Consider the following 24,928-nt stretch of genomic DNA (forward strand, 5'->3'; position numbering starts at 1 on the left):
CCCAAAAAACACCCCCCCTATTTACCATGCGGCCGCCCCCGCCCCCCCACACACCCGCCCCGTTCTTTTATCCACCTTGCCCCCGGGGGCCGGGGGGGGGGGCCCCCCCCCCCCCGGGGGGGGGCCCCCCCCCGACCCAGGCGCGCAGGCCCGTGACCCCCCAACCACCATCCCGCGGTTGAGAGGGTCGCGCAGGCCGTCGCCGACCCCTCACGGCATGGAGGCATGATGGGGCGCTACGCCGCCAGGCGACTGCTCCAGATGATCCCGATCTTCGTCGGGACCACTCTGTTGATTTTCCTCATGGTCCACATCCTTCCCGGAGACCCCATCCGGGCGATGTGGGGAGACAAGGCCGCGGACCCCGCACAGGTCGCGGCGCTGCGCCATGAGTTCGGGCTCGACCAGCCCGTCTGGAAGCAATACACCGACTACATGGCCAACCTCTTCCAAGGGGACTTCGGCCGGACGTTCGGCGGCCGCGAGGTCATCGACGTCATGTCGGAGGCGTTCCCGGTGACGCTCAGACTCACCGCGCTCGCCATCATCATCGAGATCATCGTCGGTATCGGTCTCGGTGCGTGGGCTGGCCTGCGTGCGGGCAAGGCGGCGGACTCAGGTGTCCTCGTCTTCACCCTGTTCGTGATCTCCATTCCGGTGTTCGTGCTCGGCTACCTCGCCCGGTTCATCTTCGCGGACGAACTCGGCTGGCTGCCGCCCAACGTGCAGGACTCCGCGGACCTCTCGCAGCTGTTCCTGCCTGCGTTCGTCCTGGCGATGCTCTCCATGGCGTACGTGGCGCGGCTGACCCGCACCACCTTCGCCGAGAACCTGCGGGCCGACTACATGCGAACCGCGACGGCCAAGGGGCTGCCGCGCCGCCGCATCGTCGGCGTCCACCTGCTGCGCAACTCGCTGATTCCCGTGATCACCTTCATCGGCACGGACATCGGCGGCTTCATCGGCGGTGCCGTCATCACCGAGGGCATCTTCAACGTGCAGGGTGTGGGCAACCTCCTCTACAGGGCGATCCAGACGAGCGAGGGCTCCACGATCGTCGGCGTGGTGACGGTCATCGTCCTCGTCATCCTGCTGCTCAACCTGCTCATCGACCTGCTGTACGCGGTCCTGGACCCGAGGATCCGGTATGCCTGACGCACCTGTGAGCAAGTCGGCCGTCGACGTTCCCGCGGCAACGGCCCGCACGGAGGACGGCGCGGACGCCGCGGCTGTGGGCGTCACCGCCACCAAGGGCAAGGACAACGCCAAGCAGAGCCGGCCCCGTTCCCTGTGGGGCGACGCCTGGTTCGAGCTCCGGCACCGCCCGATGTTCTGGATCTCGGCGACCCTGCTGGTCCTGCTCCTCGTGATCGCGGCCTTCCCGGGCATGTTCACCGGCGCCGACCCGCGCGACGGCGATCTGACCAACCACTTCCTGAGCAAGCCGGAGCTGGGCCACTTCTTCCAGCCCGACTGGTTCGGATACGACGGCCAGGGCCGCTCCATCTACGCCCGTGTCATCTACGGGACCCGGGCCTCGATCATGGTGGGCGTGGGCGTGACCGTCCTCGTCACCCTGCTCGGCGGGCTGCTCGGCATGCTGGCCGGCTACTTCGGCGGCTGGATCGACTCGGTCATCTCCCGTATCACCGACATCTTCTTCGGCCTGCCCTTCCTGCTCGGCACGATGGTCATCCTGAACGCCTTCACCGAGCGCAAGGTGTACGTCGTCATCGCGGCTCTCGCGTTCCTCGGCTGGACCTCGATCGCGCGGGTCACACGCAGCTCCGTGATCAGCGCCAAGCAGGCCGACTACGTGACGGCGGCGCGGGCGCTCGGCGCCGGAACCACCAGGATGCTGTTCCGCCACGTGATGCCGAACGCCCTCGCGCCGACCATCGTGGTGGCGACGATCGCACTCGGCGGGTACATCTCGGCCGAGGCGACGCTCTCGTTCCTCGGACTCGGTCTCGCCGACCCGACGATCTCCTGGGGCATCGACATCTCGGAGGGCAGCAAGGCGATCCGGGACAACCCGCACGCACTGTTCTTCCCCGCCGGAATGCTGACCATCACCGTCTTCGCGTTCATCATGCTCGGCGACGCGGTGCGCGACGCCCTCGACCCCAAGCTGCGCTGAGGGAGGCGTAACCGTGACCAGCATCGACATCAAGGAAGACTCGATCCCCGCGCCTCGTTCGGGTGAGGAGAAGAGCGGCAGGCTCCTGGACGTCAAGGACCTGCACGTCGAGTTCCACACCCGGGACGGTGTGCTGAAGGCCGTCAACGGCGTCAACTACAGCGTGGACGCCGGTGAGACGCTCGCCGTGCTCGGCGAGTCCGGCTCCGGCAAGTCCGTGACCGCGCAGGCCATCATGGGCATCCTCGACATGCCGCCCGGCAAGATCCCGCAGGGCGAGATCCTCTTCCGCGGCCAGGACATGCTGAAGATGTCCGGCGAGGAGCGCAGGAAGATCCGCGGCCGCAAGATCGCGATGATCTTCCAGGACGCGCTGTCCTCGCTGAACCCGGTGCTCTCGGTGGGCTACCAGCTCGGCGAGATGTTCCGGGTGCACGAGGGCATGAGCCGCAAGCAGGCCAAGGCCAAGGCCATCGAACTGATGGACCGGGTCAAGATCCCGGCCGCCAAGGAGCGGGTGAACGACTACCCGCACCAGTTCTCCGGCGGTATGCGCCAGCGCATCATGATCGCGATGGCGCTCGCCCTGGAGCCCGACCTGATCATCGCGGACGAGCCCACCACGGCGCTCGACGTGACGGTCCAGGCCCAGGTCATGGACCTGCTGGCGGACCTGCAGCGCGAGTTCAACATGGGCCTGATCCTGATCACCCACGACCTCGGCGTGGTCGCCGACGTCGCGGACAAGATCGCCGTCATGTACGCGGGCCGGATCGTGGAGACGGCGCCCGTGCACGAGCTGTACAAGCGCCCGGCCCACCCCTACACCCGCGGTCTGCTGGACTCGATCCCGCGCCTGGACCAGAAGGGCCAGGAGCTCTACGCGATCAAGGGCCTGCCGCCCAACCTGCTCAAGGTGCCGACCGGTTGTGCGTTCAACCCGCGCTGCCCCAAGGCGCAGGACATCTGCCGCACGGACGTTCCGGCGCTGGTGCCGGTCACCGAGCAGGACGGCGCCGAGCTGCCGGGCCGCGGCAGCGCGTGCCACTTCTGGAAGGAGACGATCCATGGCTGAGCCGACGAAGGCTTCGAAGGCCGACGTGTCGAAGGCCGACGTGCCGAAGGACGCCACGCCGAACGTCTCCGAGGTGGAAACGGTCGAGGCGACCACCGCCGAGGAGGCCGTCGCGGCCATCGAGGCGCCGGTCGAGCGCGGCGAGCCGATCCTGCAGGTCCGCAACCTGGTCAAGCACTTCCCGCTCACCCAGGGCATCCTGTTCAAGCGGCAGATCGGCGCGGTCAAGGCGGTCGACGGCATCTCCTTCGACCTGTACCAGGGCGAGACCCTTGGCATCGTGGGCGAGTCCGGCTGTGGCAAGTCCACGGTCGCCAAGCTCCTGATGACCCTGGAGCGGGCCACCGCCGGCGAGGTCTTCTACAAGGGCCAGGACATCACCAAGCTGTCCGGGCGCGCCCTGAAGGCGGTCCGCCGCAACATCCAGATGGTGTTCCAGGACCCCTACACCTCGCTCAACCCCCGTATGACGGTGGGCGACATCATCGGGGAGCCCTTCGAGATCCACCCCGAGGTCGCCCCGAAGGGTTCGCGCCGCCAGAAGGTCCAGGACCTCCTGGACGTGGTCGGCCTCAACCCCGAGTACATCAACCGCTACCCGCACCAGTTCTCGGGCGGCCAGCGCCAGCGCATCGGCATCGCCCGCGGTCTGGCACTCAACCCCGAGATCATCATCTGCGACGAGCCGGTCTCGGCCCTGGACGTCTCCGTCCAGGCCCAGGTCATCAACCTGATGGAGAAGCTCCAGGACGAGTTCAACCTCTCCTACCTCTTCATCGCGCACGACCTGTCGATCGTCCGGCACATCTCGGACCGCGTGGGCGTGATGTACCTCGGCAAGATGGCCGAGATCGGCTCGGACGAGCAGATCTACGAACACCCCACCCACCCCTACACGCAGGCACTGCTCTCCGCGGTCCCCGTCCCGGACCCGGACGCCCGCGAGGGCCGCGAGCGCATCATCCTCACCGGTGACGTGCCGTCCCCCGCCAACCCGCCCTCGGGCTGCCGCTTCCGCACCCGCTGCTGGAAGGCGGAGGACAAGTGCGCCAAGGAGGTCCCGCTCCTCGCGATCCCCGAGCGCTTCAAGGGCGCGGACACTCCGGCGGCCCACGAGTCGGCGTGCCACTTCGCGGAGGAGAAGGACGTCGTGCACGCGGCGTGACCCCCCGGCCTCCGGCCCGCACACGTTGTACGCACCCGAAGGCGCCCCCTGCCACACCGGCCGGGGGCGCCTTCGTCTGTAACAACCCTTGGTCGCAGGGCGGACGGGGGAGAGACGATGGCCACGCGGTCGGATGCGCAGTCCGATGAGTTCGACGCGTTCTACACCGCCACTGCCACCGCCACCGCCAAGCGCTTGGTGGCCACGGTCTATGCCATGACCGGTGACCTGGCGGAAGCGGAGGACGCGGTGCAGGAGGCGTATGTGCGGGCATGGCAGCGGTGGGACCGGCTGACGGGCGAGGGGGACCCGCTGCCGTGGGTGCGGACGGTCGCCTCGCGGCTCGCCATCAGCACCTGGCGGCGGACCAGGAACAGGCTGCGGGCACAGCTGCGGCACGGGGCGGCGGCGGACGTGCCCGAACTCTCGGCGGACCGGGTGGCATTGATCGAGGCCCTGCGGCAACTGCCCCCGCAACAGCGCCAGGCAGTGGTCCTGCACCACCTCCTGGACCTCCCACTGGAGCAGGTCGCCCGGGAGACGGGCTCCTCCAACGGCGCGGTCCGCACGCGCCTGAGCCGGGCCCGGAAGGTCCTCGGCGAGCGCCTGTCCGCGCACACCGGCGAGGAGGCTGTCAGCCATGGCTGAGGTCAAGGTCGATGAACTGCTGGACGAGGTCACCGTCCGGATGCCGAGCGGTGCGGAGCTGCGGTCGCGGGGCCGCAGGCGGACAGTACGGCGGCGGGCCGCGCTGGTGGCCGCCGCTGTGGCGATCACCGGCGGGGCGCTCGCGCTGGCGGCGCTGCCCGACGCGCGCGAGAACGGCCGGGACGTACGCCCGGCGGCCACGCCCGAGAAGAACCCCTTCCTGTTGGACGGCATGGTGCGCCTGCTGCCTCCCGAGCGGATGCCGGCCCACGGCAAGTGGCAGTGGAAGGGCGACGAGGAGGAGACCTCGGAGAACCACCCGCTGCCGAGGGTGGGGAGCAGCGACAGCTGCCCGCGGTCATACGTGGCACGCGCGGCACCGGACCAGACCCAGTACGGCACGGAGTACTACAGCGACAAGGGTGCCGACGCGCGGCACCGCATCACCTCGTACGAGAGCGTGCCCGTCGCACGGCACGAAGCGGCCCTGCTCGGTGAGGCACTGACCGAGTGCGGTCTCAAGCGACACGGCGAGGGACCGACCAGCCACTGGTCCGGCACGACCGAATCCACCTCCTGGCTCAGGGTGAAGGTCGAACGCTGGGGGAAGTGGATCTCAGTGGTGGAGGTGGAGACCGAGGAGCCGCCGAGAGACTGACTCCCCTGTCACCTCACCGGGAAGAGCGGACTTCGGCTTGTCCGCACCGAGTGGTTGCCGGGGCCGCCCGGTTTTTTTGCGGAGTGTGGCGCCTCCGGGCCGCCAGTAAAGGGCGCTCCGCTGCGCTACGCGTCGGCTCCGCCGATTCCGCTGCGCTCCACCCTTGACTGCCGTCCCTCCACCGCAGGTTGACTTTGACCCGGACGGCCAGGGGTGGGGCGACGGACTCCTCTGCTCGGGCCATCCCCTTTCACTGCCGGGTGCGGACCGGCCCAACGTGAGTCCCCGTCACCCTCGAGGCGCGGCCCCCGGCTTCGCCGCTCGGGTCATCACCTCTCGCCGCCGGGTGCGGACCGGCCCATCGTGAGCGCACGCCAGCCTTGGGGCACGGTCTTCGGCGTGGCGACGGCGCCGGTCTCGGACCTACTTTGGAAAAGTAGTGAACCGGATCGGCGCGCGCCCCCTGCCACGCCCCGCGCTCCGCCAACCGGTCAGGCATACGAACGGACTCCCCGCTCGGGCCACCCGCTCGCGCTGCCGGGTGCGGACCGGCCTATCGTGGGTGCCCGTTGCGGTTTGGGCGCGGCCACCCGCCCGGCCTCGCCGCTCGGGTCATCCCCTTGCGCTGCCGCGTGCGGCCCGGCCCATCGTGGGCGGATGCCACGTTCACGGCTCGGCCAGCCGCCCCGGCTTCGCCGCTCGGCGGCACCTACTTTGGGAAAGTTGCGAATGCGTGTGCCGCGCGCCCCCCTTCGCGACCAGTACGCCCCCGGCATGCGGGCCCGCTGTGCCCGATTCCCGCGCCGGGCGGGCGTGCGCGACAGGCGCGCGGGGCGTGACGAGGGGGCGCGCGCCGATCCGATTCGCAACTTTCCCAAAGTAGGTCCCCGACCGGGGCCGCGACGCGGAAGACGGTGCCCCAAGCGTGGCGTCGACCCACGATGGGCCGGTCCGCATCCGGCGGCGAGAGTCGATGTCCCGGGCGGTGAGGCCGGGCGGCTGGCCGAGCTGTGATCGTGGCGTCGGTCCACGATGGGCCGGTCCGCATCCGGCGGCGAGAGCCGATGACTCGGGCGGTGAGGCCGGTCGGCTGGCCGAGCCGTGATCGTGGCGCGCGCTCACGATGGGCCGGGCCGCACCCGGCAGCGCGAGCCGATGACTCGAGCGGCGAAGCCGGGGGCGGCGCCTCGACCGTAGCGGGCACCCACGTTGGGCCGGTCCGCACTCGGCGGCGAGAGGTGATGGCCCAGCGGCGAAGCCGGTGGGGGTCCCTCGACGGTGACGGGGACTCACATTGGGCCGGGCCGCACCCGGCAGTGAAAGGGGATGACCCGAGCAGGGAGCCCCGAAGCCCCCACCCCTGGCCGTCCGGGGCAAGGTTTGCGTGCGGTGGAGGGGCGGCAGTCAAGGGTGGAGCGGAGCGGAATCGGCGGAGCCGACGCGCAGCGCAGCGGAGCGCCCTTTACTGGTGGCCCGGAGGCGCCACACTCCGCTAAAAACCGGGCGGCCCCGGTGACCATCGAAGACGCAGGCCCACCAAAGTTCCCGCCAAAGGGTCACATGGGGAGTGACCGGAGCCGTACCGGGCCCCCGGGCCACCGGGTGCCTTCCCGCAGCGGTGTCACCAGCGTCCGCAGGGGCATGGTCACCACACGGTCCCCGGGTTGCTCGACGAGGACCTCGGCGTCGGCGCCGGTGTCGATCGGGCGCCAGCCCAGCCGCTCGTACAGAGCGACAAGCGGCGGGCGGCAGAAGAGGAGGGCGTGGTCGGGGCCCAGGGTGCGGGCGTGGGAGAGGGCGGCCGCGATGACCCGGCGTGCCAGGCCCCGGCCTCGTACGTCGGGGGCGACCGCCACGCCGCCGACGCCGATCACCTCCAGGTCGGTCCCGGCGACCGAGAGCGGAAGCCGTCGCAGGCCCGCGTGTGCCACCAGCCGGCCCTCGTGACGTATGCCGAAGTGTTCCTCCTTGGGCAGCCAGGCCAGGCCGGTCTCCGCGACGCCGAAGGGGTCCTCGCCGTCTCCCAGGATCTCGTCCTGGTCGGCCTTCGTGTACCGGGTGAGCCGGACCGCGCTCGGCGGGCCGGACGTGTGGTGTGCGCTCATCCCCGCATGATCCTGCAGGCCTGCCCCGCAGTGTGAAGGGGGCCTAGGTACCGGGAGGTTCAGGGGGGTTCCACCAGTGCGTCGGTGTTCGACACGCGTGAGGCTGAAACAGCCCTCATCCGACCGAACTTGGAGGAACTCGTGGTCGTTTCCGTCTCTTCCCCTTCGCGCGGCAGAGCCCGGCGCCGCAGCGCCCGCCGGGCACGTGCGGCAGCCCTCTGCTGCGGCCTCCTGCTGGTCGGGGCGGCCGTCGGCACCGCCTCGGCCGCGCCCGCTGTACAGGGGCAGGGGCAAGAGCAGTTTGAGAAGCGTGGTCGGGGCACGTTGGTGTCCGTAGAGAAGCTGTACACGCTGGCGAGCCCGCAGTCCGCCGCCGCCGAGCTACGCACGGCCGGCTTCGAGGACGACACCGTCCGCTACGGCGTGGTCGCGTACCGGCTCGTCTACCGGACCGTCGATCCCCACGGGCGGCCCACCACGGCGAGCGGCCTGTTCGCGCTGCCGCTCACCGGCGAGGGCCGGTTGCGCACGGTCTCCTTCGCGCACGGGACCGGCAGCCACAAGGACGACGCCCCGTCCATGCAGCGCGGCAAGTTCCTGTCCGCACCGGTGATCGCACATGCGGCAGCCGGTGCCGCGGGGGTCGCCCCCGACTATCTGGGGATGGGCAAGGGACCCGGCCTGCACCCCTGGATGGACATCGGCTCGGAGACCACGGCGTCCCTGGACATGCTGCGGGCGGCCCGCGCCTTCGCGCCCCGCACGGGGCACGTGCTGGAGCGCGAGGTCATGGTCACCGGCTTCTCGCAGGGCGCCTCGGCGGCGCTGGGGCTCGGCCGGGCCCTGGAGGCGGGCGAGGACAGGTGGTTCAGGCTGGGCGCGCTGGCACCCGTCAGTGGCGCGTACGACTTCGGTGGCACGGAGCTGCCCGCGCTGCTGGAGGGCAGGCTGGACGCCAAGTACGGGGTGCTGTACGCGGCGTACACCCTGGTGGCGTTCGACCGGCTGCACCACATCTACGACAGCCCCGACGAGGTCTTCCGGTCCGGCGAAGCCATCGAGGAGCTCTTCGACGGCGCGCACACGGGGCGAGAGCTGTTCGACGGCACCCCCAACACGCCGGCGGAGCTGCTGACCGAGCACGGCCGCGAGCTGCTCGCGCGTCCGACGGGGGCGCTGGCGGAGGCGCTGCGCACGACCGACGCCGTATGCACCGACTGGACCCCCGCCGCGCCGGTCCGGCTGTACATGGCGACCGGGGACGAGCAGGCCGCCACCGCCAACACCGAACAGTGCCGGGCCGCCCTGCTCAGGAACGGCGTGGCCGCCCCGGTCGTCGATGTCGGCGCCGTCGACCACCAGAAGTCCCGTCACGCGGGGTCCAATGTCGCGGCCACATCGGCGATCGTGCGCTGGTTCGGTGAGTTGAGCCGACGGTGACGGGCGCCGGTGTCCCGGGATGCGTGCATCCGGATGGGCTCCGACCCGTATGGGTGGAGTAAATGCGCAGTACCGACTGTATTGGGGAGATATTTGGCGGTACGCGACCCGCTCGGACAACAGTCGGACAACAGGAGGACTCCATGCGTGGAGCCACGCACGCCAAATGGGCCACATGCGCGGTGGCGGTCGCCCTCGCGGCGACGGCCTGCGGTGGCGGGGGAAGCGGCGGCGGTGGCGGCGGTGACGGCTCCGGCATCGTGACGTCCTCCTGGGGCGACCCGCAGAACCCGCTCGAACCGGCGAACACCAACGAGGTCCAGGGCGGCAAGATCCTCGACATGATCTTCCGGGGTCTCAAGCGGTACGACCCGAAGACCGGCGAGGCCAAGGACATGGTCGCCGAGTCGATCGAATCCAAGGACGCGCAGAACTTCACGGTCAAGATCAAGGACGACTGGAAGTTCAGCAACGGCGAGGAGATCACCGCCAAGTCCTTCGTGGACGCCTGGAACTACGGCGCCCACCTCGAGAACAACCAGAAGAACGCCTACTTCTTCGGCTACATCGAGGGATACGACAAGGTCCACCCCGAGAAGGGAGAGCCCAGCGCCAAGACGCTCTCCGGGCTGAAGGTCGTCGATACCAGGACCTTCACCGTCAAGCTCAGCCAGAAGTTCTCCACCTGGCCCGACACCCTCGGCTACCCGGCCTTCGCACCGCTGCCCAAGGCGTTCTACGACGACCACCAGGGCTGGCTCTCCAAGCCCGTCGGCAACGGCCCCTACACCGTGGACTCGTACACCAAGGGCTCGAAGATGTCCCTGCGCAAGTGGGACGGCTACCCCGGCGAGGACAAGGCGCGCAACGGCGGCGTGGACATGAAGGTCTACACCGACAACAGCATCGCCTACACCGACCTGATGGCCGGCAACCTCGACCTCGTCGACGACGTCCCCGCCTCGCAGCTCAGGAACGCCAAGAACGACCTCGGGGACCGCTACATCAACACCCCCGCCGGCATCATCCAGACCCTCGCCTTCCCCATGTACGACAGCAAGTGGAAGAAGGAGGGTGCGGAGAAGGTCCGCCGGGGCCTGTCCATGGCGATCAACCGCGAGCAGATCACCGACACCATCTTCCAGAAGACGCGGACGCCCGCCTCCGACTGGACCTCGCCGGTCCTCGGCGAGAAGGGCGGCTTCAAGAAGGGGCTGTGCGGCGACGCCTGCACGTACGACGCCGGGAAGGCCAAGAAGCTGGTCGAGGAGGGCGGCGGCATCCCCGGCGGCACCCTCAAGGTCACGTACAACGCGGACACCGGCTCCCACAAGGAGTGGGTCGACGCCGTCTGCAACTCCATCAACAGGGCCCTCGGCAACGACAAGGCCTGCGTCGCCAGCCCCGTCGGCACCTTCGCCGACTTCCGCAGCAAGGCCTCCAAGCAGGAGCTCGACGGCGCCTGGCGCGCGGGCTGGCAGATGGACTACCCGCTGATCCAGAACTTCCTGGAGCCGGTCTACTTCACGGACGCCCCGTCCAACGACGGCAAGTTCTCCGACGAGGAGTTCGACAAGCTCGTCAACGAGGCCAACGGCGAGACCGACACGACCAAGGCCACCGCCAAGTTCCAGGACGCCGAGAAGATCCTCGCCCGCGACATGCCCGCCATCCCGCTCTGGTATCAGAACGGCAGCGCCGGCTACTCGGAGAAGGTCTCCGACGTCTCCCTCAACCAGTTCAGCGTGCCGGTCTACAACGAGATCAAGGTCGACTGAGACGCCGGGAGCCCCGCCATGGGACGTTATGTGATCCGGCGTCTGCTGCAGATGATCCCGGTCTTCTTCGGCGCCACCCTGCTGATCTTCCTGATGGTCAACGTGATGGGCGACCCCGTCGCGGGGCTCTGCGGCGACCGGCAGTGCGACCCCGCCACGGCCACCCGGCTGAAGAAGGAGTTCGGCCTCGATAAGCCGGTGTGGCAGCAGTACCTGACGTACATGGGCAACCTCTTCAGCGGCGACTTCGGCACCGCCTTCAACGGACAGAAGGTCACCGAGCTGATGGCGGCCGCCTTCCCGGTCACCATCCGGCTCACCGTCGTCGCCATCGTCTTCGAGATCGTCATCGGCATCTCGCTGGGCGTCCTGACGGGCATGCGGCGCGGGCGCCCCATCGACACGGGGGTGCTGCTGCTCACGCTCGTCGTGATCTCCATCCCGACCTTCGTCACCGGACTCGTCCTGCAACTCCTCCTCGGCGTCCAGTGGGGCGTCGTCAAACCCTCCGTGTCCAGCGAGGCGCCGTTCAACGAGCTGCTGATCCCGGGACTCGTCCTCGCCTCCGTCTCCCTGGCGTACGTGACCCGCCTGACCCGCACCTCCATCGCGGAGAACCGGCGCGCCGACTACGTCCGCACCGCCGTCGCGAAAGGGCTCCCGAGGCGCCGCGTCATCATCCGGCACCTGCTGCGCAACTCACTGATCCCGGTGGTCACCTTCATCGGCACCGACGTGGGCGCCCTGATGGGCGGCGCCATCGTCACCGAGCGGATCTTCAACATCCACGGCGTCGGCTTCCAGCTCTACCAGGGGATTCTGCGCCAGAGCACGCAGACCGTCGTCGGCTTCGTGACCGTGCTCGTGCTGGTCTTCCTGGCGGCCAACCTGATCGTCGACCTCCTGTACGCCGTACTCGACCCGAGGATCCGCTATGCCTGAACCGCAGGAGCCGGAGCGGGCCATCGCCGCGACCGGCATGGGGGGCGCGATGGACCTCGCCACCAGCGAGGCGACCTCCCTGGAGAAGGCGCAGGGCGGCCCCGACGGCAGCGGGCCCTCCGCCCCGGCCCGCAGCCTCTGGTCCGACGCCTGGCGCGACCTGCGGCGCAACCCCGTCTTCATCATCTCCGGCCTGATCATCCTCTTCCTCGTCGTCATCTCCCTCTGGCCCTCGCTCATCGCCTCCCGCAACCCGCTCGACTGCGACCTCGCCAACGCGCAGAAGGGCTCGGCACCCGGCCACCCCTTCGGCTTCAACGAGCAGGGCTGCGACGTCTACACGCGGGTCGTCCACGGCACCCGCGTCTCGGTCACCGTCGGCGTCTGCGCCACCCTCGGCGTCGCGGTCATCGGCAGCGTGCTCGGCGGGCTCGCCGGATTCTTCGGCGGGGCGTGGGACGCCGTCCTCTCCCGCATCACCGACATCTTCTTCGCCATCCCCGTCGTCCTCGGCGGCCTGGTCCTCCTGTCGGTGGTCACCAGCTCCACCGTCTGGCCGGTCGTCGGCTTCATGGTGCTGCTCGGCTGGCCGCAGATCTCCCGCATCGCGCGCGGCTCCGTCATCACCGCCAAACAGAACGACTACGTCCAGGCGGCGCGGGCCCTCGGCGCCTCCAACTCCCGGATGCTGCTGCGCCACATCACCCCGAACGCCGTCGCCCCGGTGATCGTCGTGGCGACCATCGCGCTCGGCACGTACATCGCCCTTGAGGCCACGCTCTCGTACCTCGGCGTCGGCCTGAAGCCCCCGACCGTCAGCTGGGGCATCGACATCTCGGCCGCCTCCCAGTACATCCGCAACGCCCCGCACATGCTGCTCTGGCCGGCCGGAGCCCTCGCGATCACCGTGCTCGCGTTCATCATGCTCGGCGACGCGGTGCGCGACGCCCTCGACCCGAAGCTGAGGTAGGCGCCCATGGCAACCGTGGCATCCGAGGCACCCGCCCCCAAGGAGCCCCAGGCCTCCAAGCTGCTCGAAGTCCGCGACCTGCACGTGGAGTTCCGCACCAGGGACGGCGTGGCCAAGGCCGTCAACGGCGTCGACTACAGCGTCGCCGCGGGCGAGACCCTCGCCGTACTCGGCGAGTCAGGCTCCGGCAAGTCCGTCACCGCCCAGGCCGTCATGGGCATCCTCGACATCCCGCCCGGGAGGATCACGAAGGGGGAGATCCTCTTCCGGGGGCAGGACCTCTTGAAGCTCAAGGAGGACGAGCGGCGCAAGGTGCGCGGTGCCGGGATGGCGATGATCTTCCAGGACGCGCTCTCCTCCCTGAACCCGGTGCTCAGCGTCGGCGACCAGCTCGGCGAGATGTACGTCGTGCACAAGGGCATGTCGCGGAAGGACGCCAGGGCCAGGGCCGTCGAGCTGATGGACCGGGTGCGCATCCCGGCGGCCAGGGAGCGCGTGGGGCAGTACCCGCACCAGTTCAGCGGCGGCATGCGCCAGCGCATCATGATCGCCATGGCGATGGCGCTCGAACCCTCGCTGATCATCGCGGACGAGCCCACCACCGCCCTCGACGTGACGGTCCAGGCCCAGGTCATGGACCTCCTCGCGGAGCTCCAGCGCGAGATGAACATGGGCCTGATCCTCATCACCCACGACCTCGGCGTCGTCGCGGACGTCGCCGACACCATCGCCGTCATGTACGCGGGCCGCATCGTCGAACGGGCCCCCGTCCACGAGATCTACCGGGCGCCCGCCCACCCGTACACCCTCGGCCTGCTCCGGTCCATCCCGCGCCTGGACCAGAAGGGCCAGGACCTCTACGCGATCAAGGGCCTGCCGCCCAACCTCATGAACATCCCGCCCGGCTGCCCCTTCCACCCCCGCTGCCCCATGGCCCAGGACGTCTGCGTGACCGACGATCCACCGCTCGCGAAGGTCACGTACGAAGGACTGACCGCCGACCGCAGGAGCGCCTGCCACTTCTGGAAGGAGACGCTCGATGCGACACGCTGAGGGGGGCATGCGACCCGGTGCGGGCGGCGAGCCGATCCTCCAGGTCCGCGGGCTCGTCAAGCACTACCCGCTGACCCAGGGCATCGTCATCCGCAAACAGGTCGGCGCGGTCAAGGCCGTGGACGGCGTCGACTTCGACCTGGCGCGGGGCGAGACGCTCGGCATCGTGGGGGAGTCCGGCTGCGGCAAGTCGACGGTCGCGAAGATGCTGGTGAACCTGGAGCGGCCGACCGCGGGGGAGATCCGTTACAAGGGCGAGGACATCACCAAGCTGTCAGGGCGTGCCCTGAAGGCGGTGCGCCGCAACATCCAGATGGTGTTCCAGGATCCGTACACGTCCCTGAACCCGCGGATGACGGTCGGCGACATCATCGGGGAGCCGTACGAGATCCACCCCGAGGTCGCGCCGAAGGGCTCGCGGCGGCAGAAGGTGCAGGAGCTCCTCGACGTCGTCGGGCTCAACCCCGAGTACATCAACCGCTATCCGCACCAGTTCTCCGGCGGCCAGCGCCAGCGCATCGGCATCGCGCGGGGCCTCGCGCTGCGCCCCGAGGTCATCGTCGCCGACGAGCCGGTCTCCGCGCTCGACGTCTCCGTCCAGGCGCAGGTCATCAACCTCCTGGACAGGCTCCAGAACGAGTTCGACCTGAGTTACGTCTTCATCGCCCACGACCTGTCGATCGTGCGGCACATCTCCGACCGGGTCGGCGTGATGTACCTCGGGCGGATCATCGAGACCGGCTCGGACGAGGAGATCTACGAGCACCCCACGCACCCCTACACGCAGGCGCTGCTCTCCGCCGTGCCGGTCCCCGACCCCGAGGCGCGCGAGCACCGGGAGCGGATCATCCTCTCCGGAGACGTGCCCTCGCCCGCGAACCCGCCCTCGGGCTGCCGCTTCCGCACCCGCTGCTGGAAGGCGCGGGAGCGGTGCGCGCTCGAGGTGCCGGCGCTGGCGGTGCCCGCGGAGTTCCGGTACGAGGACGGGCCCGCGGCGCACGACTCGGCCTGCCACTTCGCCGAGGAGAAGCAGGTCGTGCCGTAGGCCGCGGGCCCGCGGCCTGTCAGAGCCCCAAGGAGCGCTTCAGGAAGTCGACCTGGAGCAGGAGCAGGTTCTCCGCGACCTGCTCCTGCGGGGTCATGTGCGTGACGCCGGACAGGGGCAGGACCTCGTGCGGGCGGCCCGCGGCGAGCAGCGCGGAGGAGAGCCGCAGGGAGTGCGCCACCACCACGTTGTCGTCGGCGAGGCCGTGCACGATCAGCATCGGGCGGTGCGGTTCGGCCGCCTCGACGAGGCCGTCGTCCGAGATGAGGGAGTTGTGGCGGTACGTCTCGGGGTTCCGGGCCGGGTCGCCCAGGTACCGCTCCTCGTAGTGGGTGTCGTAGAGGCGCAGGTCGGTGACGGGGGCGCCGACCACCGCGGCGTGGAAGACGTCGGGGCGGCGCAGCGCGGCCATGCCGGCCAGGTAGCCGCCGTAGGACCAGCCGCGGATCGCGACCCGGTCCAGGTCGAAGGGGAAGCGGTCGGCGAGGGAGTGCAGCGCGTCGACCTGGTCCTCGAGGGTGAGGGTCTTGTCGTGCTTGATCGACTTCTCCCAGCCGGGGGAGTGGCCGGGGGTGCCGCGGCCGTCCGCGACGAGCACCGCGAAGCCCTGGTCGGCGAACCACTGCGAGGTCAGGAACATGTTGTGCGCGCGCTGGACCCGCTGCCCGTGCGGGCCGCCGTACGGGTCGAGGAGTACCGGAAGGGGCCCGTCCGTCTCCTTGTAATCAGTGGGGAGCAGGACGGCGCACGGAATCCTCCGCGTGCCCCCTTCGGTGAGCGTCACGCGCGGAGTGAGCCCCGGGCGCTGGGCGTGTGAGGCGACGGTGGCCACCTGCTTGCCCTCGCGCAGCACCTGGACCCGAGCGCCGGGACGGTCGAGCGTGGCGGACACCAGTACGGTGAGGCCGCCGCGGCCGCCCCCGCGGACCGCCGAGTGCACACCGGCCTCCTGCGAGACACGCTCCACACCCAGTTCGTTCACCCGGTACACATGGATCTCACCCGTCTCCGGGTCGGCCGCCGCCGCACCCGCCGACGCCGAGATCAGAATGTCCTCCTCGGTCACGTCCAGGACCGCGCGGACGTGCAACTGAGGCCCGGTCAGCGGTCGTTCGCCCCACGCGAGGACGCGGGCGCCCCCCTCGTCCGCGATCCGCACCAGCTTCCCGCTGGGCGACCAGCACGGCACACCAGGGAAAAGTTCCAGCCATTCTGGATCCTCCTCCGCGTGCACCATCCGCGTCGCCCCGCCGTCCGGATCCACCGCCAGATACAGCTGGCTGCCCTGGTCGCGCGATTGCACGAGCAGCAGCGGGGCGCCGTCCGCCGACCAGTGCACGCGCGCGAGATAGGGGAAGCGGACGCGGTCCCAGACCACCTCGGTGCGCGACCCGTCCAGGCCCAGGACGAACAGCCGTACGTCCGCGTTGGGCGTGCCCGCCGCCGGGTACGCGACCTGCTGGGGCTCGCGGTCCGGGTTTGCCGGGTCGGCGATCCACCAGCGCTGTACGGGGGCGTCGTCCACCCGCGCGACGAGCAGCCGGTCCGACTCCGGCGACCACCAGAAGCCCCGTGAACGGCCCATCTCCTCGGCCGCGATGAACTCCGCAAGGCCGTACGTGACGGTCTCCTCCTGGCCCGGCTCCGGCTCCGCCAGGGCCCGGCCGCCCTCGCCGTCGGCGCCCGTCACCCGCAGGGCGCCCCGTGCCACGTACGCGACATGCCGCCCGTCCGGCGAGGGCCGCGGGTCGATCACCGGGCCCTGCGCGGGCAGTTCGCGGGCCGTGCCCGCGCGCAGCTCCGCCGCGAAGAGCCGGCCCGACAGCGCGAACGCCGCCAGCTCCACCGCCGCGTCCGTCGCGTACCCCACGATGCCCGCGCCGCCCTCACGGCTGCGCTCGCGCCGCGCCCGCTCCTCGGCGGACAGCTGCTCGGCCGCGCCGCCCAGGAGCAGTCGCGGATCGGCGGCCACGCGCTCGCCGCCGCCGTCCGACACGTCGAGGACCCAGAGCCGGTTCGCCCGGTCGGTGCCGTCGGACGAGCGCAGGAAGACGAGGCGCGATCCGTCCGGCGCCACCGTGAACGCACGCGGCGCGCCGAGGGTGAAGCGTTGCGTGCGGGCGTGCGCGCGCGGAAAGGGCGGAAAGGAGAGCCGCTGTGCCGGGCTCTCGTCGGGCCTGGGATTTCCGGGGTTCTCGGTGGTCATCCCCCGAGCCTATGGCTCATGCGCCCCCCTGTGCTGCTGTGCTCCGAGTCATGCGTCCGCACGGATAGTTATGATCCGTAGCGCTTGGTGGGTATGAACCTGCTGGCGTCCGCACTGGGTTACGGCAACGACTTGGAGGTGACCGCCGTGGCACTCTCGATTTCGGCGGTGGTGCTGCTGGCGATCATCGTCTTCCTGCTGGTCAAGAAGTCAGGTCTGAAAGCGGGGCACGCGGTCGTCTGTACGCTGCTCGGCTTCTACCTGGCGAGCTCGTCCATGGCACCGACCATCAACGAGCTGACGACGAACGTGGCAGGGATGATCGGCGACATCAAGTTCTGACCGGTGCTCGTAGGGTGGTCCCATGACGGAACTGCCCGCCCGGCGCCTGCTGCTCGTGCACGCGCATCCCGACGACGAGTCGATCACCACCGGCGCGACCATGGCCAAGTACGCGGCCGAGGGCGCGCACGTCACCTTGGTGACCTGCACGCTGGGCGAGGAGGGCGAGGTCATCCCGGCCGAGCTCGCCCATCTCGCCGCCGACCGCGAGGACTCCCTGGGCGCCCACCGCATCGGGGAGCTGGCCGCCGCCATGAAGGAAGTGGGGGTCACCGACCACCGCTTCCTCGGCGGCCCCGGGCGCTACCGCGACTCCGGGATGATGGGTGTCGAACAGAACGACCGCCCCGGCTCCTTCTGGTCGGCGGACCTCGACGAGGCGGCCGCGCACCTGGTCGAGGTCGTCCGAGAGGTGCGCCCGCAGGTCCTCGTGACGTACGACCCCGACGGGGGGTACGGCCACCCCGACCACATCAAGGCGCACCGCGTCGCCATGCGCGCCGCCGAACTCGCCGCCGACCCGGCCTTCCGCGCCGAGCTCGGCGCGCCCCACACCATCAGCAAGATCTACTGGAACCGCGCTCCGCGCTCCGTGGTCGAGGAGCGCTTCCGCTGGATGTCGGGAGCGCTCGGCCACTCGCCGTTCGGCATGCCCGCAGCCGTCGCCGACGTGCCCGGCGTCACGGACGACGAGCGGATCACGACCGAGATCGACGGCAGGGCCTTCAAGGCCGCCAAGACGGCGGCGATGGCGGCCCACGTCACCCAGATCACCGTGGGCGGACCGCTCTTCGTCCTCTCCAACCAGCTCGCGCAGCCCGTCTTCGATGTGGAGTACTACGAGCTGGTGCGGGGAGAAGCGTCGTCAGGACCTGCCCGGGAGACCGATCTTTTCGCCGGTCTCGAAAAGGTGACGGATGTTTCGGAGGTGACCGCGCTGTGAGTACGCGATCTCGTGCGGCGTCGTCGGGGGCCGGGTCCGGTGCGGGTGCCGCCGCCGCAGCCGGCGGCAGCTTCCTCGCCCAGCCCCTCAGAGTGGGGCGGCTCGCCGCCTACGCCGGGCTCTTCGTGTGCGGCGCCGTCGTCGGCGTCGCCGGCGCGCTCGTCCAAGGCGGCTTCTTCCCCGCCGGGTTGCTGCTCGCGCTCGTCGGCGCCGCCGGTGTCTTCTACGGCGGGGCGCGGGCCGTCGGCACCAAGGCCGGGGCCGTCGCACCCGCCGCAGGCTGGCTCGTCGCGGTGATGCTGCTCACCGCCACCAGACCCGAGGGCGACTTCCTCTTCGGCGCGGATCTCGGCTCGTACGGCTTCCTGCTCGGCGGAATGGCCGTCGCTGTGATGTGCGCCACGCTCGGACAGCGGCCGCAACCGGGCGCGCCCGCCGCCCGACTTGGCAAGTGACGTACCACTTCGGCCCGTGGCCCGCAGGGGTTTGACGCCGGTCACGGAATGAGTGCCGACGGCGGCCAGTATGGTGGTGCGGCCGCCGAGCCTCCCCCAACCTCCGGCCGGGGGGACCCCGGTCGAGGTAGAGACGGGCGGCGGAGTCAACCAGGAGAACCTGCCTTGAGTCGTGAAACTGACAGTTCGTCCTCCGGGCCCCAGGGGCGCGGTGGAGCCGCATACCCCTCGGGGACGCCGCCGTACGGCTCCCCGGCACAGGGCGCTGCCGCCGACGGCGGAGCGGACGGCGCGCGGCGGCAGGCCGCCGGCGAGCGGCCCGACGAGCCCGAGACCCAGACCACGCTGACCACCCGCATCCGGATCAACATCCCCGGTTCGCGGCCCATCCCGCCGGTCGTCATGCGGACGCCCGTCGGTGACGAGGGCGCGCGCGGGGACTCCTCGCAGGCGGACGACGACGGCCGCCGGGACGGCGCGGGAGACATGGGGGCGGGTTCCGCATCCGGTTCCACGCCCGGTTCCGGTTCCGGTTCCGCGTCGGGTGAGGGGGGCGCGGGAGCCCCGCCCTCTTCCTCCCCCTCGTCCTCGTCCTCGGCCGAGGAGAAGACGAGCGACTGGTTCGCGCCGCGCAAGCCCGCCCGTGGCGACGCGGGGAACGGGTCGGGCACTCCGCCCACTTCGGGCAATCCGGGTGCTTCGGGCGGCTCCGGTACGGGATCCTTCGACGTAACCGGCGCCGTGGCGTCGGGTCCGCTCGGCTCGGGCGCGCCGCAGGGCGACCCGCACCGCGGCGACCTGCCGTACTTCTCCGGCGGTGCGGGCGCCTCCGGGGACTCCCGGCCCGGCGGACCCCGCCCCGCGGGACCGACCGGCGGCCCCGTCACGGGCGACAGCCCGCTGGCTCCCCCGGGACGCCCCGGCGCTCCCGGCGCTCCCGGCGCTCAGGGACCGACCGGCGGCCCCGCCGACTCCGGCCCCCGCCCGCCCCGTTCCGGCGCCATGAGCGACGACACAGCGATCCTCACGCCGCAGAAGTCCGACCCGGTCGCACCGCCGCCCGGCGGCCCGCGACCGCCCGCGGGCGGCGGCCAGGTACCCGGCGGACCCGGTGCTCCCGGTGCTCCCGGTGCTCCCGGCGGCAACGTCTCCGGTGAGACGCTCACCAGCGGCATCCCCGTCGTACCGCCCGCTCAGGACAACTCCCCCTTCGCGCCTGGTCCGCAGGGTGAAGGACCGGTTCCGCACACCCCGCCGAAGCTGCCGGACCCGGTGCGCTCGGACGTGCCGCCCGCCGCTCCCGCGCCGAAAAAGAAGAAGGGCCGCAACAAGCTGGTCCTCCTCGCGGTCGCCGTCGTGGTCGCGGGCTGCGGGGCGTACGGCGCGGGCCTGTTGATGAACCACGCCGACGTCCCGAAGGGCACCACCGTGCTCGGCGTCGACATCGGCGGCGGCACCCGCGACGAGGCCGTGAAGAAGCTCGACGCGGCCCTCGACGAGCGCGTCACCAAGCCGCTGAAGCTCTCGGTGGACGGCGACGCGGTCACGCTCAAGCCGGACCAGGCCGGCCTGACCCTGGACAGCCAGGCCACCGTCCGCGAGGCCGCGGGCAGCGACTACAACCCCGTATCGGTGATCGGTTCGCTCTTCGGCGGCCGGCGCGTCGTCGAGCCCGTCATGCCCGTCGACGAGGAGAAGCTCGCGGCCGCCCTGGAGCGGGCGGCGGGCGGCTCGGGCACGGCGCAGGAGGGCACGGTCAAGTTCGTGCCCGGCAAGGCCGTCCCGGTCTACGGCAAGGTCGGCAAGGGCATCGACCCGCAGGCGTCGACCACGGCCGTCGCCGACGCCTACAAGAAGCAGGTGGAGACGGGCAGCGCGGGCGCCGTCCAGGTGCCGGTCAGCACGCGCAAGCCGACCGTGGCCAAGGCCGAGGTCGACAAGTTCATGACCCGGTTCGCCAAGCCGGCCATGTCCGCCAACGTCACGATCAAGGCGGGCGCCAAGTCGATCCCCTTCGGCCCGGAGAGGTCACTGCCGAAGATCCTGCAGACGAAGGCCCTCAAGGACGGCACCCTCCAGGTGCACTACAACCTCGAAGAGCTCAAGAAGCTGTACGGCAACGTGTTCGACGGCGTCCTGATCCAGCGCGGCGACGGCTCCAAGACGCCGGTCCAGCCGACCGACGTGGCCGCGGCGATGGGCAAGGCGCTGATGGGCAAGACGCCCGCCGAGCGGATCGGCGTCATCGAGACGAACGCGAGCTGATCTTCCCGGCTCACGGACTCCGGACTCCGGCATGACATCTGTCATGCCGGAGTCAGCACCATCGACACTGCCGCCGCGACCTGCGCCTTTGTGACGATGGTCCGCATGACGACGACCACAGCACCGCCCGCCACCAGCGCGGTCAGCTTCGAGCAGGTGACCAAGAGCTACGGGGACGTCCGCGCCGTCGACGGCCTCACGCTCGACCTGCACCCCGGCGAGACGGTGGCGCTCCTCGGGCCGAACGGCGCGGGCAAGTCCTCCACCCTCGACCTGCTGCTCGGCCTGCGCCGCCCCGACAGCGGCACGGTCCGGGTCTTCGGGACGGAGCCGCGCGAGGCGATCACCGCGGGCCGGGTCGGCGCCATGCTGCAGAGCGGCGGTCTGATGGGCGAGGTCACCGTGCGCGAACTGGTGACGCTCGCCTGCGACCTGCACCCGAGGCCCCACCGCGTGAACGACGTGCTCGCCCACGCGGGCATCACACAGATCGCCGACCGCAAGGCCGACAAGCTCTCCGGCGGCCAGGAGCAGCGCGTCCGCTTCGCGCTCGCCACGGCCGGCGCCCATGACCTGATCGTGCTCGACGAGCCGACCACCGGCATGGACGTCACCTCCCGCCAGGCGTTCTGGGCCACCATGCGCGAGCAGGCGGACCAGGGCCGCGCGGTCCTGTTCGCCACGCACTATCTGGAGGAGGCCGACGCGGTCGCCGACCGCGTCCTGGTCCTGCACCGGGGCCGGCTCCTCGCGGACGGCACCGCGGCCGAGATCAAGGCGAAGGCGGGCGCACGCAAGGTCGCGTTCGACCTGGAGCGCATCGATCCGGAGCTCACGCGACGGCTGCGCGCCCTGCCCTTCCTGACCACCCTCGACGTCGCGGGCCACACCGTCCGCCTCCAGTCGACGGACGCCGACGCCACCGTGCACGCGCTGTACGGGCTCGGCGTCTATCCCCGCAACCTCGAAGTCGCCGGGCTCGGCCTGGAGCAGGCCTTCGTGGCGATCACCGAGGCCGAGGAGGCCAGGACCGCGTGAACGGCACCTACCGCGTGAAGGGCACCTACCGCCTGAAAGGCACCCACGGCATGAACAGCCTCATCAAGCTGGAGATCACCCGCGCCCTGCGCAACCGCAAATTCCTCTTCTTCTCCGTCATCTATCCGTCGATGCTCTTCGTGATCATCGCCGGTACTCAGGACGGCGCCGACAAGGTCCCCGGGACGGGCCTGTCCGTGCCAGCGTTCATGATGGTCTCGATGGCGTCCTTCGGCGCGCTCACCGCCGTACTCATGGGCAACAGCGAGCGCATCGCCAAGGAGCGGGAGAGCGGCTGGGTGCGGCAGCTGCGCCTGACCGCGCTCCCCGGGCGCGGCTATGTCCTGGCGAAGACCGCGAGCGCGGCCGTCGTCAGCCTGCCGTCCATCATCGTCGTGTTCGTGGCCGCCGCGGTCTTCAAGGACGTCCGCTTCGAGGCCTGGCAGTGGCTGGCGCTGACCGGCGCGATCTGGGCGGGCAGCCTCTGCTTCGCCGCGCTGGGCGTGGCCATCGGCTACCTCGCGACCGGCGACGCCGTCCGCCCGATCACGATGATCGTCTACTTCGGGCTCTCCCTCCTCGGCGGCCTGTGGATGCCGGTGACGACGTTCCCGCACTGGCTCCAGGAGGCGGCGTCCTGGCTGCCCACCCACGCGTACGCTGCCCTCGGGCAGGCCATCGAACTGGGCGACGCACCGCACGCGAAGGACGTCACGCTCCTGGTCGCCTACTTCCTCCTCTTCGCGGGCGGCGCGGCGTGGCTGTACCGGAAGGACACACTGAAGGCGTGAGCGAGACAGACGCCGCGGGCGACGAGCGGCACCCCGTGTACACGTTCGGCCGCCCGCCCCGTAGCCGCGGGCAGGTCCTGGCGAAGGCGGGCTGGATCGCTGTCTGGCTCATCTTCCTGAGCTCCCCGGTCAAGGACCTGGCCGACGGGCGGCACACGACCGTCGCCACGGTCCTCGGCGCGTCCGGCCTCGCGCTCTTCGTGGCCTGCTATCTGGCGCTCGTCTTCCGCTACACCACCCGGATCGTGCGGTGGGGCCCGGTCACCGTCTGCTTCGGACTCCTCGTGGTCCTCGCGGCCGTGCTCGCCTTCAGCCTCGGCGACCACTGGCTCGGCCTCTTCGTGTACGTCTCGGTCTCCGCGGGCGCCGTGCTGCCGATCCGGTACTCCCTCTGGGCCATCCCCGCGGTCACCCTCCTCATGGTCCTGGTGGGGCTGCGCGACGACGGCCTCGGGGACCTGCTCACCAACCTCGGGGTGATCACCCTCCTGGCGGGCTTCGCGATGTCCGGCGTACGCCAGTTGATCCGTACGACGGTCCAGTTGCGGCAGGCCCGCGCCACCGTCGCCCAGCTGGCGGCCAACGAGGAGCGGCTGCGGCTCGCCCGCGACCTGCACGACCTGCTCGGCCACTCGCTCTCCCTCATCACGCTCAAGAGCGAGCTCGCCGGGCGAATGCTCCCCGGCGACCCCGGCAAGGCGGCCCGACAGGTCGCCGACATCGAACAGGTCAGCCGGCAGGCCATGGCCGACGTGCGCGCGGCCGTCTCCGGCTACCGCAGACGCACCCTGGCCGACGAACTGGCCGGCGCCCGCACCGCGCTGACCGCCGCGGACATCGAGGCCGACGTACCGCTGGAGCCGCCCGCCGGGCTGCCGGGCGAGGAGGCGGAGGCGGCGCTGGCGTGGGCGCTGCGGGAGGCCGTGACCAATGTCGTGCGGCACAGCGGGGCCCGCCGCTGCACGGTGGCGTTCACGACCCGGCAGACGCTCGCCGGCCCGCTCCTCGAACTCTCCGTGGAGGACGACGGAGTGGGCGGTTCCGGCACCGCGGCGGGCAACGGCCTGACGGGCCTCGCCGAACGCGTGGAGGCGGTGGGCGGCATCCTGGAGACGGACCGGGGCACCCGCCACGGCTTCCGCCTGGCGGTCCGGGTGCCCCTCATGGAGGCGACCATAGGATCACCACCATGAGCAGTGGGAACAGCGGGAACAGCGGGAACAGTGAGGGCGGCGGGAACAGGGGGAGCGGCACCGACGGCGTCACCAGGGTGCTGCTCGCCGAGGACCAGTCCATGGTTCGTGAGGCCCTCGCCGCGCTGCTCGGTCTGGAGCCGGACATCGAGGTCGTCGCCCAGGCGGCCCGCGGCGACGAGGTGCTCGCGGCGGCCCGCGCGCACGCCGTGGACGTGGCGCTGCTCGACATCGAGATGCCCGGCATGACCGGCATCGAGGCGGCGGCCGAACTGCGCGCCGCCCTCCCCGGATTGAAGATCGTCGTGCTCACCACCTTCGGGCGCCCCGGCTATCTGCGGGCCGCCATGGAGGCGGGCGCCGACGCGTTCCTCGTCAAGGACGCCCCCGCGGCCCAGCTCGCCGCGGCGGTGCGCAAGGTGCTCGCGGGGGAGCGGGTCATCGACCCCGCGCTGGCGGCGGCCGCCCTCGCGGAGGGCGCGAACCCGCTGACGGACCGCGAGCGCGAGGTGCTGCGCGCGGCCGCCGACGGCGCCACCAACGCCGAGCTCGCCACGGCCCTGCACCTCTCGCCGGGCACGGTCCGCAACTACCTCTCGACCGCCATCCAGAAGCTCGCCGTCCGCAACCGCGCGGAGGCGGTCAGGACCGCCAGGGACAAGGGCTGGCTCTGAAG

The 24,928-nt window shown here is 70.9% G+C and carries 22 protein-coding genes; 20 read left to right on the plus strand and 2 right to left on the minus strand.

The genetic code is table 11. The features are described 5' to 3' along the window. Positions 1–228 precede the first annotated feature (228 nt). The 6 genes from ACI2L3_RS21910 (at position 229) to ACI2L3_RS21935 (ending at position 5,686) form a co-directional block, all read left to right on the plus strand. Positions 229–1,155 (plus strand): ABC transporter permease, encoded by a 927-nt coding sequence (locus ACI2L3_RS21910; RefSeq protein WP_404754378.1) that lies wholly within the window; start codon positions 229–231, stop codon positions 1,153–1,155. Further along, a complete protein-coding gene (locus tag ACI2L3_RS21915) occupies positions 1,148–2,140 on the plus strand; it encodes an ABC transporter permease (RefSeq protein WP_404754056.1) in 993 nt (330 codons plus the stop codon). The genes ACI2L3_RS21910 and ACI2L3_RS21915 overlap by 8 nt, the downstream gene beginning before the upstream one ends. 22 nt (positions 2,141–2,162) lie before the next feature. Next, positions 2,163–3,215, plus strand: coding sequence for an ABC transporter ATP-binding protein (locus tag ACI2L3_RS21920; protein ID WP_404754379.1), 1,053 nt, complete (start codon positions 2,163–2,165; stop codon positions 3,213–3,215). Beyond that, positions 3,208–4,380 carry an ABC transporter ATP-binding protein gene (locus ACI2L3_RS21925; protein ID WP_404754057.1) on the plus strand — a complete coding sequence of 391 codons (1,173 nt, stop codon included), beginning with the start codon at positions 3,208–3,210 and terminating at the stop codon, positions 4,378–4,380. Before ACI2L3_RS21920 ends, ACI2L3_RS21925 begins: the two co-directional genes overlap by 8 nt. A gap of 117 nt (positions 4,381–4,497) precedes the next feature. After that, a complete protein-coding gene (locus ACI2L3_RS21930) occupies positions 4,498–5,028 on the plus strand; it encodes a SigE family RNA polymerase sigma factor (protein WP_404754058.1) in 531 nt (176 codons plus the stop codon). Then, positions 5,021–5,686, plus strand: a complete 666-nt coding sequence (locus tag ACI2L3_RS21935; RefSeq protein ID WP_404754059.1) for a hypothetical protein — start codon at positions 5,021–5,023, stop codon at positions 5,684–5,686. Before ACI2L3_RS21930 ends, ACI2L3_RS21935 begins: the two co-directional genes overlap by 8 nt. Before the next feature lie 1,556 nt (positions 5,687–7,242). On the opposite strand, the gene ACI2L3_RS21940 is transcribed toward ACI2L3_RS21935, so the two are convergent. Beyond that, a complete protein-coding gene (locus ACI2L3_RS21940; protein WP_404754060.1) occupies positions 7,243–7,791 on the minus strand; it encodes a GNAT family N-acetyltransferase in 549 nt (182 codons plus the stop codon). 327 nt (positions 7,792–8,118) lie between these two features. On the opposite strand from ACI2L3_RS21940, the gene ACI2L3_RS21945 reads away from it, so the two are divergent. The 6 genes from ACI2L3_RS21945 (at position 8,119) to ACI2L3_RS21970 (ending at position 15,019) form a co-directional block, all read left to right on the plus strand. Next, complete coding sequence (locus tag ACI2L3_RS21945) at positions 8,119–9,231, plus strand: lipase (protein WP_404754061.1); 1,113 nt, start codon at positions 8,119–8,121, stop codon at positions 9,229–9,231. Between the two features lie 143 nt (positions 9,232–9,374). Then, on the plus strand, positions 9,375–11,009 hold the full coding sequence (locus tag ACI2L3_RS21950; protein WP_404754062.1) for an ABC transporter substrate-binding protein: 1,635 nt from the start codon (positions 9,375–9,377) through the stop codon (positions 11,007–11,009). Between the two features lie 18 nt (positions 11,010–11,027). Beyond that, complete coding sequence (locus ACI2L3_RS21955; RefSeq protein WP_404754063.1) at positions 11,028–11,951, plus strand: ABC transporter permease; 924 nt, start codon at positions 11,028–11,030, stop codon at positions 11,949–11,951. Further along, complete coding sequence (locus tag ACI2L3_RS21960; RefSeq protein ID WP_404754064.1) at positions 11,944–12,921, plus strand: ABC transporter permease; 978 nt, start codon at positions 11,944–11,946, stop codon at positions 12,919–12,921. The genes ACI2L3_RS21955 and ACI2L3_RS21960 overlap by 8 nt, the downstream gene beginning before the upstream one ends. 6 nt (positions 12,922–12,927) lie before the next feature. Further along, positions 12,928–13,974 (plus strand): ABC transporter ATP-binding protein, encoded by a 1,047-nt coding sequence (locus ACI2L3_RS21965; protein WP_404754065.1) that lies wholly within the window; start codon positions 12,928–12,930, stop codon positions 13,972–13,974. After that, complete coding sequence (locus ACI2L3_RS21970; RefSeq protein WP_404754066.1) at positions 13,961–15,019, plus strand: ABC transporter ATP-binding protein; 1,059 nt, start codon at positions 13,961–13,963, stop codon at positions 15,017–15,019. The genes ACI2L3_RS21965 and ACI2L3_RS21970 overlap by 14 nt, the downstream gene beginning before the upstream one ends. 19 nt (positions 15,020–15,038) lie before the next feature. Here ACI2L3_RS21970 and ACI2L3_RS21975 read toward each other — a convergent pair whose 3' ends face one another. Next, positions 15,039–17,225, minus strand: coding sequence for a prolyl oligopeptidase family serine peptidase (locus ACI2L3_RS21975; RefSeq protein ID WP_404754067.1), 2,187 nt, complete (start codon positions 17,223–17,225; stop codon positions 15,039–15,041). Positions 17,226–17,372: 147 nt separating this feature from the next. Between ACI2L3_RS21975 and ACI2L3_RS21980 the strand changes: the two genes are divergently transcribed. The 8 genes from ACI2L3_RS21980 to ACI2L3_RS22015 all read left to right on the plus strand — a co-directional run bounded on the left by ACI2L3_RS21980 (position 17,373) and on the right by ACI2L3_RS22015 (position 24,926). Continuing rightward, positions 17,373–17,567 carry a hypothetical protein gene (locus tag ACI2L3_RS21980; RefSeq protein ID WP_362996229.1) on the plus strand — a complete coding sequence of 65 codons (195 nt, stop codon included), beginning with the start codon at positions 17,373–17,375 and terminating at the stop codon, positions 17,565–17,567. Positions 17,568–17,589: 22 nt separating this feature from the next. Further along, the gene (gene mshB, locus ACI2L3_RS21985) at positions 17,590–18,510 is read left to right on the plus strand and encodes an N-acetyl-1-D-myo-inositol-2-amino-2-deoxy-alpha-D-glucopyranoside deacetylase (protein WP_404754068.1); all 921 of its coding nucleotides are present in this window, start codon (positions 17,590–17,592) and stop codon (positions 18,508–18,510) included. Positions 18,511–18,602: 92 nt separating this feature from the next. Beyond that, complete coding sequence (locus ACI2L3_RS21990; RefSeq protein ID WP_404754380.1) at positions 18,603–18,965, plus strand: DUF6113 family protein; 363 nt, start codon at positions 18,603–18,605, stop codon at positions 18,963–18,965. A gap of 165 nt (positions 18,966–19,130) precedes the next feature. Then, the gene (locus ACI2L3_RS21995; protein ID WP_404754069.1) at positions 19,131–21,230 is read left to right on the plus strand and encodes a hypothetical protein; all 2,100 of its coding nucleotides are present in this window, start codon (positions 19,131–19,133) and stop codon (positions 21,228–21,230) included. Between the two features lie 105 nt (positions 21,231–21,335). After that, positions 21,336–22,268, plus strand: coding sequence for an ABC transporter ATP-binding protein (locus tag ACI2L3_RS22000; protein WP_404754070.1), 933 nt, complete (start codon positions 21,336–21,338; stop codon positions 22,266–22,268). Between the two features lie 50 nt (positions 22,269–22,318). Beyond that, entirely contained in the window at positions 22,319–23,059 is a 741-nt protein-coding gene (locus ACI2L3_RS22005) for an ABC transporter permease (RefSeq protein ID WP_404754381.1), read from the plus strand. Beyond that, on the plus strand, positions 23,056–24,252 hold the full coding sequence (locus ACI2L3_RS22010; RefSeq protein ID WP_404754071.1) for a sensor histidine kinase: 1,197 nt from the start codon (positions 23,056–23,058) through the stop codon (positions 24,250–24,252). The genes ACI2L3_RS22005 and ACI2L3_RS22010 overlap by 4 nt, the downstream gene beginning before the upstream one ends. Next, complete coding sequence (locus ACI2L3_RS22015; RefSeq protein WP_404754072.1) at positions 24,249–24,926, plus strand: response regulator; 678 nt, start codon at positions 24,249–24,251, stop codon at positions 24,924–24,926. Before ACI2L3_RS22010 ends, ACI2L3_RS22015 begins: the two co-directional genes overlap by 4 nt. Positions 24,927–24,928 lie beyond the last annotated feature (2 nt).

The sequence above is a fragment of the Streptomyces sp. NPDC029674 genome (assembly GCF_044903205.1).
In the GTDB taxonomy this organism is placed as follows: Bacteria; Actinomycetota; Actinomycetes; order Streptomycetales; family Streptomycetaceae; genus Streptomyces.